Here is a 14,133-nt window from a genome sequence, read left to right as displayed (position 1 = left end):
TCTTTGAGCGTGGTTTGTCAGGTGCCTCCGAATGGCGGACTCCAAACGGCCTCAGCTGTCGTAGTCGATGGCGTGGCGCAATTGTTTCTCGAATTCCAGCGCCTTGCCGGTGCCCAGAGCCACGCAGTTCAGGCTTTCGTCGGCGATCGAAACCGCAAGGCCGGTCTGTTCGCGCAGCGCAAGGTCGAGATCACCCAAGAGAGCGCCCCCTCCGGTCAGCATCACGCCCCGATCCACAATGTCTGCCGCCAGATCGGGCGGTGTCGCCTCGAGGGCGGTCATAACGGCCTCGCAGATTTGCTGCACCGGTTCGGCCAGCGCTTCGGCGATCTGGGCTTGGCTGATTTCAGTTTCTTTCGGCACACCATTCAGCAGGTCGCGTCCGCGCACCTGCATCGAAGTGCCGCGCCCGTCATCGGGCATGCGGGCCGTACCAATAGAGGTCTTGATGCGTTCAGCAGTCGAATCGCCGACCAAAAGGTTCTGCTGACGGCGCAGATAGTTGATGATCGCCTCATCCATCCGGTCGCCACCTACTCGGACCGAGCGGGCATAGACGATATCGCCGAGGCTGAGAACGGCGACCTCGGTGGTCCCGCCGCCGATATCCACGACCATGTTGCCGGTGGGGTCCGTAATCGGCATGCCAGCGCCGATTGCTGCTGCAATCGGTTCAGCGATCAGGCCCGCGCGACGCGCGCCAGCGCTGAGCACAGACGTTCGAATCGCGCGCTTTTCCACCGGCGTCGCACCATGTGGCACACAGACGATGATCTTGGGCTTTGAGAAGGTGGAGCGTTTATGCACTTTGCGGATGAAATGCTTGATCATCGCCTCGGCAGCCTCAAAATCGGCAATCACACCCTCGCGCATGGGGCGAATCGCCTCGATGCTACCGGGGGTGCGCCCCAGCATCAGCTTGGCATCCTCGCCGACGGCCAGCACCTTCTTGACGCCATCCTTGACGTGATAGGCCACGACCGACGGTTCGCTCAAGATCACACCGCGCCCTTTAACGTAGACCAGCGTATTCGCCGTTCCGAGGTCAATGGCCATGTCGGATGTAAATAGGCCGGGTATTCTGCTCAGTATCGACATGAGGCCGTGATCCTGTGGTGAATAGCATTTCGGGTCCGCGACTCCGGGAGGAGCGAACCGTCGTCCTTATAGAGCGCGTACGGGTGTGGTTAAAGGGGTCGTTTTTCGACCGTAAGCGCCAAGCCGCCGGTGCCGCCGCCCTCCCACCGACATGATCGCTTGAGCACATGGCAAAGCGGCTCTAGATCGGGTTGCATAGAAGAAGCGATCAGGAGGCAGTTCATGGTCATCGTCGTCGGGTTGCTCGCCGCCTTCGTGCTGGTGCTGGTCTTTTCGAACCGGCGCACCCGTAACTGTCGCTGGCGAGAGGATCGGGCGGCTGATGTGGGACGCGCCAGATGCTATCGGTGCATGGCCTGCGGGGCAGAAGCCTTTACAACTAATGGCAAACCCCCTTTGGATTGTCAGAGAAACTCCGTTGATCTGTGAGAATGTCATGTCTGAACCGACCGATGCTGCTGCCCGACGCGCCATAGCACCTGTGATTTGTTATCCCAATGAGACGCTGCCGGTGCCTGATTTGCCCCTCTATGCCCAAGCCCGAGAGGGCGCAGTGAAGGTCGGCGAAGTGACAGTTTCCCCACGCGATGCTGCCTGCTTTCGCGTGGACGCGGGGCAGTTTTTTCGTATCTCTTCGGTCGAGGGACCACAGGTTGGCGATCTGAACCTGTGGAATGCGCGTGATCTGTCCGAACGGTTCTATTCGGGAAAATCCCGTGCGCTGCATGGCACCCACCTGACCACCGGAGAGCGGATGTGGTCGTGCTTCCCCCATCTGCGCCCGATGGCGACCATCACCAGCGACACTCTGGATTGGTATGGAATGGATACTTTTGGCGGTTCTGTACATGATGTGATCGGTACGCGGTGCGACCCCTACACGGGTAACCTGTTATCGGGTGCGCAGTATCACCACTGCTGTCACTCGAATCTGACACGCGCGCTGGCGGATGAGACAGGGATGACCCTGAATGAGGCCGAGAGCCACGTACATGACGTGCTCAACGTGTTCATGTGCACCGGGTTCACTCGCGATACCGGCCAGTACTTTATGAAGGCGAGCCCGGTACGCCCCGGCGACTATCTGGAGTTCTTTGCCGAGATCGACTTGTTAGGAGCACTCAGCGCCTGTCCGGGTGGTGATTGCTCGGCTGAACACACCAGTGATGTGGCGGTCTGTTATCCATTGCGGGTAGAGGTCTTCGCCCCGCAGGATGGCGCGCTAGAGGGGTGGAAGAGTCCGGCAACGAACGGCTACGATGGCAGCCACGGACGTTAGGACCGGACGCTGGTTCGATGGTTTGACGATGCGTCGGCTATTCCTGCGGCTGGCTCGTCACGAACTCGATGCTGATCGACAGGCCCTTCTCGGACGAAACAACATCCATATCAGATTGCAGCTCGGCGCTGACGACCTCTGCGATCAACAGACCCAGCCCGCCCGATTCTGGCGCGACATCGTTTGGCAGGCCGACACCATTGTCGCTACATGTCACTCGCACACTGTCCGGTGCATCTCCGCTATCGATGCGAATCGAAACCTCGCCCGCGCGATCATTCGGAAAGGCGTGTTTGAATGAGTTGGCCACAAATTCGTTGATCAGCGTGCCTACGGCGACCGCCTCGTTAGAGGGGATTTGAAAATCTTGCACTGACATTGAGAGCGCCACATTGCTGGGCGCGATTGAATCCAAGTGTTTGATCAGCTTGTCGGTATAATCCTTGACGCTAATCACCGGCCCGCTGTCAGCGCGATAGAGTAACGCGTGCAGTTGCGCGACGGCGTCGATCCGAGAATGGACCGAGGCCAGCGCGGAACGGGCTTCTTCCGAAACGACACATCTTTCCTGCACACGCACCAACGATGCCAGCGATTGCAGCGAGTTCTTAACCCTGTGATCCACCTCTTGGCGTAGCAGACGGTTGGCCTTTAGCGCCTTGCGCATCTCTAGCTGGACCATGACCTGTCGCGATAACACCCGCAACGTTTCGCGCTGAAGTGGGGTCAGTTCCCGAGGCTCGTAGTCCAGAACGCAGAGCGTACCCAGCGGTAGCCCATCTTGGGATTTCAATAGCGCACCCGCATAGAACCTCAGCCCCGGATTACCCAAGCATAGCGGGTTGTCCGCCATGCGCGGGTCTAGCAATGTGTCGGGGATTTCGACGAAATCATCCCCCAGAATGACGTGCGAGCAAATGGACGTAGACAATGGCGTTTCGCGTACACCAAGGCCGGTTTCGGCCTTGAACCACTGGCGTTCGGCGTCGATCAGATTGACGACAGAGATCGCTGTACCACAGATTTGCGAGGCAAGTTTCGCAATGTCGTCAAAGTCTGCTTCGCGCTCGGTGTCGAGAACATCATAGCTACGCAGCCGCTTTAGTCGCGCGTCCTGTTGTGGGTGTTTCTGCGCTTCCATGTGCCGCCCTGTTCTAATGCCGACAATTCTATTGCGGTTCAGCTATTTTCCAGCTTTCTGCTCATGGGTCAATTCGAAGATAGCCCTGCGCAAGCAGAGCCACGACAATCAGTACCATGCAGGCGTGGTAAAGCCGAGGAAACATCTGCAACGAAAAAAGACCCCGGAGTTCTCCGGGGTCTCGGTTCATTTTACTGGTCACTGCTTAGTGTGCGTGGCTCTTGTCCCAGTCTTCCTGCTTGGGCAGGATTTCGAACGTATGCTCTGGTGGCGGCGATGAGACCGTCCATTCCAGCGTATCGGCGTATTCATTCCAATAGTTGTTCTCGGTCACTTTTGCGCCGCGCAAGAGCGAATAGATCACGATACCAAAGAAGAATACGAAGCTGGCAAAGCTCAGGAACGCGCCCATCGAGGACCACCAGTTCCATGTCGCAAACGCTTCGGGATAGTCGATGTAGCGGCGCGGCATGCCCTGACGACCCAAGAAGTGCTGAGGGAAGAACGTCAGGTTCGCACCGATGAACATCGCCCAGAAGTGCAGTTTACCCGCCCATTCAGGGTACTGACGCCCTGTGATCTTGCCAAAGTAGAAATAGATACCGGCAAAGATCGCAAAGATCGCCCCAAGGCTCATCACATAGTGGAAGTGCGCCACGACGTAATAAGTGTCGTGATACGCCCGGTCCAGCCCGGCCTGCGCCAGCACAACACCGGTCACACCGCCCACGGTAAAGAGGAACAGGAACCCAAACGCCCATAGCATTGGCGTTTTGAATTCAATGGAACCGCTCCACATCGTTGCGATCCAGCTAAACACCTTCACCCCGGTCGGAACGGCGATCACCATCGTTGCCAGCATAAAGTAGCTTTGCTGCGTCAGCGACATGCCCACCGTGTACATGTGGTGTGCCCAGACGACAAAACCCAACGCACCAATGGCGATCAATGCCCAGACCATCGGCAGGTAGCCAAAGATCGGTTTGCGCGCGAAGGTGGCGATGACGTGGCTGATGATGCCAAAACCGGGCAGGATGATAATGTACACTTCCGGGTGGCCAAAGAACCACAGGATGTGTTGATAGAGGATCGGATCGCCCCCGCCTGCCGGATCAAAGAACGTCGTGCCAAAGTTCCGGTCGGTCAGCAGCATCGTGATCGCGCCAGCCAGAACCGGCAGCGCCAGAAGGATCATCCACGCCGTGACAAAGATCGACCAGCTGAACAGCGGAACCTTGAACAGTGTCATGCCGGGTGCGCGCATGTTCAGGAACGTTGTGATCATGTTGATCGCACCAAGGATCGAGCTTGCACCGGACAAGTGAACGGCAAAAATCGCCAAATCCATCGAAATGCCTGCCTCGGTGGTCGACAGCGGTGGATAGAGCACCCAGCCGACCCCGGATCCAAGCTGCCCGTTACCGCCGGGGGCCAACAATGACGCAACGCCCAGCGACGTACCCGCGATATACAGCCAGAATGACAGGTTGTTCATCCGTGGGAACGCCATGTCCGGCGCACCGATCTGCAACGGCATGAAGAAGTTGCCGAAGCCGCCAAAAAGCGCCGGAATAACGACAAAGAACATCATCAGGACGCCGTGATAGGTAATCATCACGTTCCAGAGATGCCCGTTCGGCGTACAGTCGCTCGCTGCGTCAGCGATGAAACGCGCGCCTTCGAGGCACATGTATTGAACGCCGGGTTCCATCAGTTCAAGCCGCATATAGACGGTGAACATGACCGAAATCAGACCGACAAGAGCCGAGCTGACAAGGTAAAGGATACCGATATCCTTGTGGTTCGTGGACATGAACCAGCGCGTAAAGAAGCCGCGCTCGTCGTGGTGGTCCTGGCCATGAATGGCTGCATCTGCCATTGGGTGCCTCCTAAGTGGATCTGTTGCCGGATACGCCGCAATAGATCGCGGGCACCCTGACTCACATCAGGTTTTAATGTGCCCTTGCGACGGCGGCAATGTCAGAGTCAACTTATGCGCAATAAATATTGTCGCACCCCTCTTGATATCTACCTGTCTTACGTAAGGGCAGACGGCAGCATGTCCGTTCTGTCGCCGAAAAATTCATTGGCGTTGGGAACCGGATCGCCACCTCGGCGTTTACCTATCAACGGGATGGATCGGCTGGCCGAATGATCGGATACCAGCGCGATCCGCCCGCGACAAAGAGAATGAGGAGATTACAGTATGATTTCGTTGAACACAGCTAAGATGACAGCCGCAGCATTCGGTCTGAGTGTACTTGCCCAAGGCGCATTCGCCGAAGCACATGGCGACATGGCATGCAGCGACTACCTTGTACTTGAAGAAGCTGATCAGATGACAGCCACAGAAACAGGTCGCGAGGCCGCACGGGAACGGATGAGCGGTGACGACGCCGATCGCGCCGAGATGCTGGCAAATGAAGACCCGAAAGTGGTCCACGCATTTGTTGTGGAAACCTGCGCGGAAAACCCCGAGATGATGGTATCCGACGCGGCTGAGGCGCTGCACCCATCCGAGAAAACCGAATAACAGAACATCCATCGTTCTGATCTAAAAAAGGCCCGGCATCTGCCGGGCCTTTCGCTTTTTGGGGTCGTCAGGCGCTTGCTGTTTCGGTGCTGCGCGTCTTCTTGGCTGTTGTCTTGGTCTTTGGCTTGGCCGTCGATTTCTTTGCAATCTTGGTCTTGGACCCGGTCGCCGCCTTTACCGTCTTGCCGATCGTGCCGACACTATTAGGTTTCTCCACATCCGCGATCTGAAAGACGCAGAGCTTGCTGCGCTTGCGCCGGATTGTCTTGGTAAAGAAGAATTCTTTAACGTCCAGATAGCTGCGCACGCATTCTGCTGTCTCGTCGGTCACGACGTCATCGGCGACAAAAATACAGCCCGGCGCGACCAATTCGGCCATTCGCGGCATGTTGCGCTCGATTTCGGCAATGTCATGTAGCGCGTCACAAAAGATCATGCTGTATTTGCGCTGGATCGGACTGTCGACGATATCGCCGCGCATAATCGTGGTGGTATAACCCAGAAGATCGTTCATTTTCAGATTATTGACCATAACGGCATTTGATCCGCCGGGATGCAGGACAGCCTCTGCCACACGGCCGTTATCGTGGTTCAGGCGCAGTTTCTGGTTGAACCGCTGCTGCCATTCCTCGGCGCTGGCGATGCCAAAGTCGATGATGTCATATTTGACGCGCGCACCGCCTTCCGCTTCGCGATCGCGCAAACCGGCGGCGATTGCGGTGCTTGAACGCCCCAGCCACGGACCGACTTCCAACACGTCGCCAGTGGTGCGCCGCGCCGCGTTATAAATCGTCTGAAGGTCGCTGGCTGACATCCAGCCATTGGGAAATCCCTTGGCCACGCTCGGGAGCGGGTATTCAAGGAATGCATTTATTGTGTCCGGATCGGTGATTTCTGCCATTGTTCCGCCTCTGCTCTAAGTCCATTTTCTGGATCATTGCCGGAAAACTGCCTGTTTGGCGGGCGTATTGCAAGGTTTTTGCTGACATAACGCGCTGACTGCGCCCTCACTGTCGCGCGCGTTCAGTGTCGGATTCCATGCCGCTATCAGGTTGTGCCGGATGCTATTCTCGGCCGAATACATCACCGAAAGTCTGCTGTAGCGCCACATCCACATCCGCCATCGACACAGGTAGTCCCAGATCGACAAGGCTGGTGACGCCGTGGTCGGTGATCCCGCAGGGCACGATGCCACTGAAATGCTCCAGATCCGGTTCAACATTGATCGAGATACCGTGAAAGCTGACCCATCTGCGCAGGCGGATGCCGATGGCTGCGATCTTGTCCTCGGCAATTGTGCCGGATGCCATGCGCGGCTTCTCGGGGCGTTCGACCCAGACGCCTACGCGGCCCTCGCGGATTTCGCCGTGCACATTGAAACGCTCAAGCGTGGCAATCACCCATGCCTCCAGCTGTTTGACAAAGGCGCGCACATCGCGCCCGCGCCGCCCCACGTCGAGCATGACATAGACGACACGTTGGCCGGGGCCGTGGTAAGTATATTGCCCGCCGCGCCGCGCCTCATGGACAGGAAAGCGGTCCGGGTCGGTCAGATCGGCGGGATTGGCTGACGTGCCGGCGGTGTAGAGCGGCGGGTGCTCGATCAGCCAAATCATCTCGTCGGCGTCATCACGTGCGATGGCCTCGGCGCGCTCTTCCATCACGCGCAGCGCCTGCGCGTAATCCGTCAAACCCGAAGAGATAACCCATTCCACCATGCCTGTCTGATACAGCGCGCACCGCCGCTTGAAAAGCCACCGCAGCCAGTGCGAATTTGGCCTTCACAAACCGCGTGCGGTCGGCTAAACGCCTCTGACCATCACGGATTGCGGTCGTGGCGGAATGGTAGACGCGCAGCGTTGAGGTCGCTGTGGGGTAACACCCGTGAGAGTTCGAGTCTCTCCGACCGCACCAAAGGACTTTCGCGCAGCGAAAGGCCGACCACATGCACCGGGTTGCGCTGGGCGACAGTCATTTCACAGCGGCGGTAGGGGCGTTTGCATTACTGATGCGCTGGGACGCTGCGGCGATCGGAGTGTCGATTTTCAACATCAAACAGACCTCATCACGGGCAAAACGCATGTCATTTTACATTCTTGCGGAGTGCGCGTGCCGGATATGGTCGGAAAGTCGCTGATCAAGGTAATTGAGGGCAAAAGGACGGTTTGATTTACCTGCGCATGGCCCTAGACTCACCTTTAGTAAGTATGGGGCATTGGCGTTGGTCATACGGCGTCGCCCTCATGGAAAAATCGCTCATCCTTGATGACACGGAACAGGACGGAAACGTGCCCGACATACGCCGAGAAGCGCGCCGAAAAGTGTACCGACATTTGCTCTGTGTTCTGATGCTTGTGGTCGGGTCCGTGGGCATGCCTTCGGGGGCATCGGCGCTTGAGGTTCAGATATCCACCCCCCGCGAGAATGCTGCCCTGAACGAGACACTGGGTGCTGCTTCGCTATTAATGACGTTGCAGGCGCGCAAGGATATCGCCACGCAGGATGTAGTGGCCGCAGCGCGCGCAGATTATCAGCGCATCCTGACCGCACTGTATGAACAGGCCTATTATGCGCCGGTGATCAATATCACGCTCGACGGGCGCGAGGCGGCGGCGGTGTCACCGGTCGCGCCGTTGGGCGACGTGCGGCGGGCGGTGATCCGGGTCGACCCCGGCCCGCTGTTTCGTTTTGGTGAGTTACGTGTTGCTCCGTTAGCGCCTCGTACCGAATTGCCGGAGGGGTTCGTGCCCGGACAGGTGGCCGGCGTCGATTTGCTAAAGGACGCCGCCGAGGCGGGTGTAGACAGTTGGCGCGCGGTTGGACATGCCAAGGCAACGGTTGGCGCGCAACAGATCACAGCCCGTCACGAGCAAGCCCGGATCAACGCGGCGATCATGCTGGAGCCGGGCCCGCTGCTGCGTTTTGGCGATCTGTTGGTCACGGGCAACGAAGACGTGCGCACCAAGCGGATCAAAGAGATCGCAGGTTTGCCAAAGGGCCAGATCTATTCCCCCAAGACACTGGAACAAGCCACCGAACGCTTGCGCCGCAGCGGCGCATTCAGCGTCGCGACCCTGCGCGAGGCTGACGAGGTCGGGCCGGGTGACACTCTTGATGTCACCGCACAGATCACAGAGGCACCGCCGCGCCGATTCCGCTTTGGTGCAGAGCTTTCTTCGCTTGAAGGGTTGGGTATGTCGGCGATGTGGATGCATCGCAATGTCTTTGGCGGGGCAGAACGGTTCCGGCTGGATGGCGAAGTCAGCGGGATCGGTGGCGACACGGGCGGGATAGATTACCGACTTGGCGCACGGTTCGAACGGCCTGCGACCTTCCATTCGGATATGGATTTTTATCTTGAGTTCGAATTCGAAGAACTGGACGAAGCGGCGTTCAACGCCACGACATTTGCGTTGGAAACCGGCATCACACACTACGCATCCGAGCATCGCGAATTTTCGTACGGTCTGGGGTACCGGCTTTCGGATACGGTGGATGCGTTCGGTGCGCGATCCTACTCGATCCTGACGCTGCCGCTGAGCGCGAAGTATGACTACCGCGATGATCCTCTTAACGCAAAATCGGGCTATTTCGTTGAGGCCAACACAATGCCCTTCGTCAACCTCTTTGGCACCGAGGATGGTTTGCGAAGCAAGCTGGATATGCGTGCATATTACAGCGCCGGTGAACAAAAACGTCTGACATTTGCTGTGCGCGGACAGGTGGGGTCGTTGATCGGGCCGAACTTGGCGCAGGCCCCTGCGGATTTCCTCTATTATTCTGGCGGCGGCGGTACAGTCCGGGGCCAGAGTTATCAGTCGTTGGGTGTCACACTTGGCGGAGGCCAAGAGACGGGCGGGCGGTCTTTCCTCGGGTTGTCGGGCGAGGTTCGTGTGCAGACAACCGACAAGCTAAGCCTCGTCGGGTTCTATGACACCGGATACATCGGTGCCGAAGGCTTCCCCGATGGCAGCTCTGGCAAGTGGCAAAGCGGTGCTGGCCTCGGCATTCGCTATGACACGGGGATAGGTCCGGTGCGACTGGATGTAGCGGTGCCGGTGGACGGGCCGGGCAGCAACTCGGGCTTTGAGATTTACGTTGGAATAGGACAAGCGTTTTGATCTGGCTGCGTTACATACTGATCGCGCTGGTGTTGTGCGTGCCGGGTATTCTGTCCGCGCAGGATAGCGACGATGACAAAGGATACCTGACCCGACTGTTACAGGACAGTCTGGGTGGTGAAGGACGTGTGGTCGATATCACAGGTTTCGAAGGCGCACTGAGCAGCGAAGCGACGATCGACAAGATAACCGTCGCGGACAAAGAGGGCGTCTGGCTGACGCTGACGGATCTTACATTGCAATGGACCCGCTCTGCCTTGTTGCGCGGGGAATTCGACGTGCAGACCCTAAGCGCCAAAACGATCACGCTGGCCCGTGCCCCCAAGGAACAGGATGATGGACTGCCCGCCCCGGAGGCCGCTCCGTTTTCACTGCCCGAACTTCCGGTTGCAATCAATTTGGATACGCTCAAGGTGGACCAGATCACGATTGGAGCGCCGATATTGGGCGAAGAACTGCGCCTGAGCCTCAAAGGGTCGGCGGCATTGGCTGGGGGTGACGCATCGGTGGACATCACGGCCCGGCGGGTGGATGACAAGCGCGGGACATTTCACATTAAGGCCAGCTTTGTTGAAGCGACCCAGATGTTGGGCCTAGACCTCGCTCTGGGCGAGGCAGAAGACGGGATCGCGGTTAAGTTGCTCGATCTGCCGGGCCAACCCAGCGTAGATTTGACCATCGCGGGTAACGGGCCGCTGGACGAATTTACCAGCGATATCGCGCTAAAGACCGACGGTCAGGAGCGTTTGACTGGCAAGGTAACGCTGGGCGCAGTCAAAGCCCGCGCTGGCGGCGATGATCCGGCGCGCCGGTTTTCGGCGGAGCTTGGCGGCGATGTGACGCCTCTTTTTGCACCCAGATACCACCGCTTCTTTGGTGACGAAGTGTCTCTGCGCGTCGCGGGTCAGCGAGAACCGGACGGGGCGTTGGAAGTCAGTGAACTGACTCTGAAGGCGCAGGAACTGGCGCTGTCGGGCGCTATCACGCTCAATGCGGACCAATGGCCAACCCAGATCGCACTAGAGGCGGAATTGGGTGGGCGTGGGCCTGTGATACTGCCGATCACCGGACCGCAGACCAAAGTCAGCCGTGCCGCACTGAACATCACCTATTCCGCCGATCAATCCAATGAATGGACAGCGCGCTTTGATATTTCCGAGCTTGCTCGGGCGGGAATTGGCATCGGTGCGTTGCAGCTCAGCGCGGGCGGCGTTCTGGAGGGGGATGTTGGCACGCTGGGCCGCGTGACCGCCGATGTGCGCTTTGCGGCAGAGGAGCTGTCGTTCGCCGATCCCGCACTGGCCGAGGCAGTGGGCAGCAGTCTGGTCGGAACATTCCGCATGGATTACACCGAGGATGAGCCGTTGGTGCTGAGCGACCTCGATTTGCGGAGCCCATCTGCGCAACTGACCGGTGCGGCAGAGGTCGACACACTGAAAAGCGGGTTCGAGACCGATTTACAAGCCAAGCTGACCACCAGCGATTTGTCAAAATTCTCGAAACTGGTGGGGCAACCCTTAACCGGTGCGGCAGAGGTGTCATTGACGGGCACCACCGCGCTGGGCGGGCAGTTCGACATGGCCGTGTCCGGCACCTCGACCGACCTGGCATTGGGCCAGCCACAGGTTGATCCGTTGCTGCGGGGACAGACGGAGCTCGACATCGTGGCGCGCCGCAACACTCTAGGGATCACGTTGGAGCGTGCCGAGATCGTCAACGACCAGATGACGCTGTCGGCGACCGGCACCTTTGCATCCGAAGCGTCCGAGGCGTCTTATGCGTTGCGCATCGCCGAGTTTTCGCAGATCGACCCACGGTTGCCCGGTCCGCTGACCGCACATGGCAAAGCAGTGAAGGATGCAGTGGGTTGGCGTGTCGATCTGACGGCGGCGGGACCGTTGGACGCGCGCGCCAAAATTGCCGGGCTGGTGACAGGACCGAATGCTCGCATCCGATTCGATGCGGGGCTGCCAGATATCCGCCCGCTGGTGCCCGCGTATTCCGGTGCTGTCGCACTCAACGGGACGTTAGCACAGTCGCCCGAGGGCTGGTTGATTGATACCGATCTCAGCGGACCATATGGGCTAACGGCCGAGGTGGATGGACGCCTAACCGGCGAGAACCCGAACTTTCGCTACGACGCACGGTTGCCCGATATTCGCCCGATCGTGCCTGCCTACACCGGCCCGCTCGCGATGACGGGAACATTGCAACAGGCCTCGGAGGGATGGCTGATCGACACGGATCTCAACGGACCTTATAGCCTGACAGCCGACGTCGCCGGGCGCATAACTGGCGACGGGCGAAACATTCGCTTTGATGCCAAGCTGCCGGATGTGCGTCCTCTGGTGCCGGCGTATTCCGGTCCACTCGCCGTAACCGGAACGTTGGTAGAGGCGTCGCAGGGTTGGTTGATTGATACCGATCTTCGCGGACCCTACGGTATTGTGGCCGATGTCGAAGGGACCGTGACAGGTGATGCGCCTGCCTTTCGCTACACAGCGCGCTTGCCTGATATACGTTCCTTTGTTCCCGAAATTGGTGGCGCGCTCACCCTCGATGGAACGGCGCAACAGGCCGCAGGCGCGTGGCAGATCGACACCGCACTGACCGGACCGGGCGGCACCAATGCCAAGATCGCGGGCACCATTGCCAGTGGCGACCAGATGAACCTGACCGCCCGAGGTTCCGCACCATTGGGTCTGAGTGAACCATTCCTGCGTCCCCGCAGCCTGCAGGGGCAGGCAAACTTTGATCTGGCGCTGAACGGTGCGCCGACGCTTGGCGCGCTCTCCGGCACGATCAGTACCACCGGTGCGCGGTTCTCAGCGCCCAAGCTGCTGGTCGCCTTAACAGGGATCGACGCGCGTGCAGACATCACCAATGGCCGCGCAAATCTGTCGCTCAGCGCCAATGTCTCGAATGGTGGGCGGCTGTCTGTCAGCGGACCTGTGCAACTGTCCGGGGCGATGCCCGCTGATCTAAAGGTGTCATTGGCCGAGGTGGTCGTGACCGATGCACTGATCTATCACACGCGGATATCCGGTAGTCTGGGGATCAACGGCCCGCTTTTGGGGGGGGCACGCATCGCTGGGCGGCTGAGCTTGGGCAAAACCAGTATCAGCATTCCCTCGACAGGCATCACCAGTTTCGGATCGCTGCCGCCGATTACCCATGTGAATACATCCGCCGCTGTCCGCGATACCCAAAAGCGTGCGGGCGTCGGGCCGGGTTCGGGTGGCGATGCAGGTGCTTCAGGACCGGGCTATCCGCTGGACGTAACGATTTCTGCACCGTCGCGTATCTATGTGCGCGGGCGTGGTCTGGACGCAGAACTGGGCGGAGAATTGCGCCTAACAGGCACCACCTCCGATATCATTTCGGCCGGACGCTTCGATCTGATCCGGGGACGGCTTGATGTGCTGGAAAAACGATTTGACCTGGATGAAGGCCGCGTGTTGTTGCAGGGGGATTTCGATCCCTATCTGGTGTTCGTTGCTCGAACAGAGACTGGCGAAGGCACCGCCAGCGTGACCATCGAGGGTCCTGCATCCTCGCCCGAGGTGCGTTTCGGTGCGGTGCCTGATGCGCCACAAGACGAGGTGCTGTCGCAGATTTTCTTCCGGCGTGATCTGACACAGCTGTCCCCATTGCAAGCCGCACAACTGGCCAGCGCCGTTGCTACGCTCGCCGGTAAGGGGGGCGAGGGTCTGGTCGGTACTATTCGCCGCAAGATCGGCGTGGATGATCTGGACATCACGACGGACGAAGAGGGCAACACGGGATTGCGGGTCGGGAAATATATTTCAGAGAAGGTTTATACTGACGTGACCACCTCCAGCGGTGGTGGAGGCGAAGTATCCCTGAACATTGATCTCAGCCCCTCGGTGACAGCGAGTGGTTCTGTCGATAGTGAAAACGAAAGTAAGCTGGGCATCTTTTTCCAGAAAGATTACTGATT

At 58.8% G+C, this 14,133-nt stretch carries 10 protein-coding genes and 1 tRNA gene; 6 read left to right on the top strand and 5 right to left on the bottom strand.

The window, feature by feature from the left end:
- Positions 1-51: 51 nt before the first annotated feature.
- Positions 52-1,098 (bottom strand): rod shape-determining protein, encoded by a 1,047-nt coding sequence (locus tag N7U68_RS10285; RefSeq protein ID WP_165195805.1) that lies wholly within the window; start codon positions 1,096-1,098, stop codon positions 52-54.
- 222 nt (positions 1,099-1,320) lie between these two features.
- Between N7U68_RS10285 and N7U68_RS10280 the strand changes: the two genes are divergently transcribed.
- A complete protein-coding gene (locus N7U68_RS10280) occupies positions 1,321-1,527 on the top strand; it encodes a hypothetical protein (protein WP_165195807.1) in 207 nt (68 codons plus the stop codon).
- A gap of 7 nt (positions 1,528-1,534) precedes the next feature.
- Positions 1,535-2,377 (top strand): urea carboxylase-associated family protein, encoded by an 843-nt coding sequence (locus tag N7U68_RS10275; RefSeq protein WP_263049047.1) that lies wholly within the window; start codon positions 1,535-1,537, stop codon positions 2,375-2,377.
- Positions 2,378-2,414: 37 nt separating this feature from the next.
- On the opposite strand, the gene N7U68_RS10270 is transcribed toward N7U68_RS10275, so the two are convergent.
- Complete coding sequence (locus tag N7U68_RS10270) at positions 2,415-3,518, bottom strand: sensor histidine kinase (protein WP_263049046.1); 1,104 nt, start codon at positions 3,516-3,518, stop codon at positions 2,415-2,417.
- Positions 3,519-3,723: 205 nt separating this feature from the next.
- Positions 3,724-5,397 (bottom strand): cytochrome c oxidase subunit I, encoded by a 1,674-nt coding sequence (gene ctaD / locus N7U68_RS10265; RefSeq protein WP_165195813.1) that lies wholly within the window; start codon positions 5,395-5,397, stop codon positions 3,724-3,726.
- 327 nt (positions 5,398-5,724) lie between these two features.
- Between ctaD and N7U68_RS10260 the strand changes: the two genes are divergently transcribed.
- The gene (locus N7U68_RS10260; protein ID WP_165195815.1) at positions 5,725-6,051 is read left to right on the top strand and encodes a hypothetical protein; all 327 of its coding nucleotides are present in this window, start codon (positions 5,725-5,727) and stop codon (positions 6,049-6,051) included.
- 67 nt (positions 6,052-6,118) lie between these two features.
- Here the strand turns inward: N7U68_RS10260 and N7U68_RS10255 are convergent, their stop codons facing one another.
- Positions 6,119-6,952 (bottom strand): class I SAM-dependent methyltransferase, encoded by an 834-nt coding sequence (locus N7U68_RS10255; protein WP_263049045.1) that lies wholly within the window; start codon positions 6,950-6,952, stop codon positions 6,119-6,121.
- 163 nt (positions 6,953-7,115) lie between these two features.
- Positions 7,116-7,769 carry a lipoyl(octanoyl) transferase LipB gene (gene lipB / locus N7U68_RS10250; protein ID WP_263049044.1) on the bottom strand — a complete coding sequence of 218 codons (654 nt, stop codon included), beginning with the start codon at positions 7,767-7,769 and terminating at the stop codon, positions 7,116-7,118.
- A 110-nt stretch (positions 7,770-7,879) separates the two neighbouring features.
- Between lipB and N7U68_RS10245 the strand changes: the two genes are divergently transcribed.
- The 3 genes from N7U68_RS10245 (at position 7,880) to N7U68_RS10235 (ending at position 14,131) form a co-directional block, all read left to right on the top strand.
- Positions 7,880-7,965 (top strand) — tRNA-Leu (locus N7U68_RS10245).
- A gap of 329 nt (positions 7,966-8,294) precedes the next feature.
- A complete protein-coding gene (locus N7U68_RS10240) occupies positions 8,295-10,172 on the top strand; it encodes an autotransporter assembly complex protein TamA (protein WP_263049043.1) in 1,878 nt (625 codons plus the stop codon).
- Positions 10,169-14,131, top strand: coding sequence for a translocation/assembly module TamB domain-containing protein (locus N7U68_RS10235; protein WP_263049042.1), 3,963 nt, complete (start codon positions 10,169-10,171; stop codon positions 14,129-14,131). The genes N7U68_RS10240 and N7U68_RS10235 overlap by 4 nt, the downstream gene beginning before the upstream one ends.
- Positions 14,132-14,133 lie beyond the last annotated feature (2 nt).

The sequence above is a fragment of the Roseovarius pelagicus genome, from assembly GCF_025639885.1.
Lineage (GTDB): Bacteria > Pseudomonadota > Alphaproteobacteria > Rhodobacterales > Rhodobacteraceae > Roseovarius > Roseovarius pelagicus.
The sequence above is the reverse complement of the archived record's forward strand: the minus strand, read 5'-3'. Positions and strand labels throughout refer to the sequence as shown.

Bases quoted from the DNA above. Each gene is read 5' to 3' on its own strand.
- lipB (WP_263049044.1), bottom strand. From the start codon at position 7,769: ATGGTGGAATGGGTTATCTCTTCGGGTTTGACGGATTACGCGCAGGCG.
- N7U68_RS10285 (WP_165195805.1), bottom strand. From the start codon at position 1,098: ATGTCGATACTGAGCAGAATACCCGGCCTATTTACATCCGACATGGCC.
- N7U68_RS10240 (WP_263049043.1), top strand. From the start codon at position 8,295: ATGGAAAAATCGCTCATCCTTGATGACACGGAACAGGACGGAAACGTG.
- N7U68_RS10275 (WP_263049047.1), top strand. From the start codon at position 1,535: ATGTCTGAACCGACCGATGCTGCTGCCCGACGCGCCATAGCACCTGTG.
- ctaD (WP_165195813.1), bottom strand. From the start codon at position 5,397: ATGGCAGATGCAGCCATTCATGGCCAGGACCACCACGACGAGCGCGGC.
- N7U68_RS10260 (WP_165195815.1), top strand. From the start codon at position 5,725: ATGATTTCGTTGAACACAGCTAAGATGACAGCCGCAGCATTCGGTCTG.
- N7U68_RS10270 (WP_263049046.1), bottom strand. From the start codon at position 3,518: ATGGAAGCGCAGAAACACCCACAACAGGACGCGCGACTAAAGCGGCTG.
- N7U68_RS10280 (WP_165195807.1), top strand. From the start codon at position 1,321: ATGGTCATCGTCGTCGGGTTGCTCGCCGCCTTCGTGCTGGTGCTGGTC.
- N7U68_RS10255 (WP_263049045.1), bottom strand. From the start codon at position 6,952: ATGGCAGAAATCACCGATCCGGACACAATAAATGCATTCCTTGAATAC.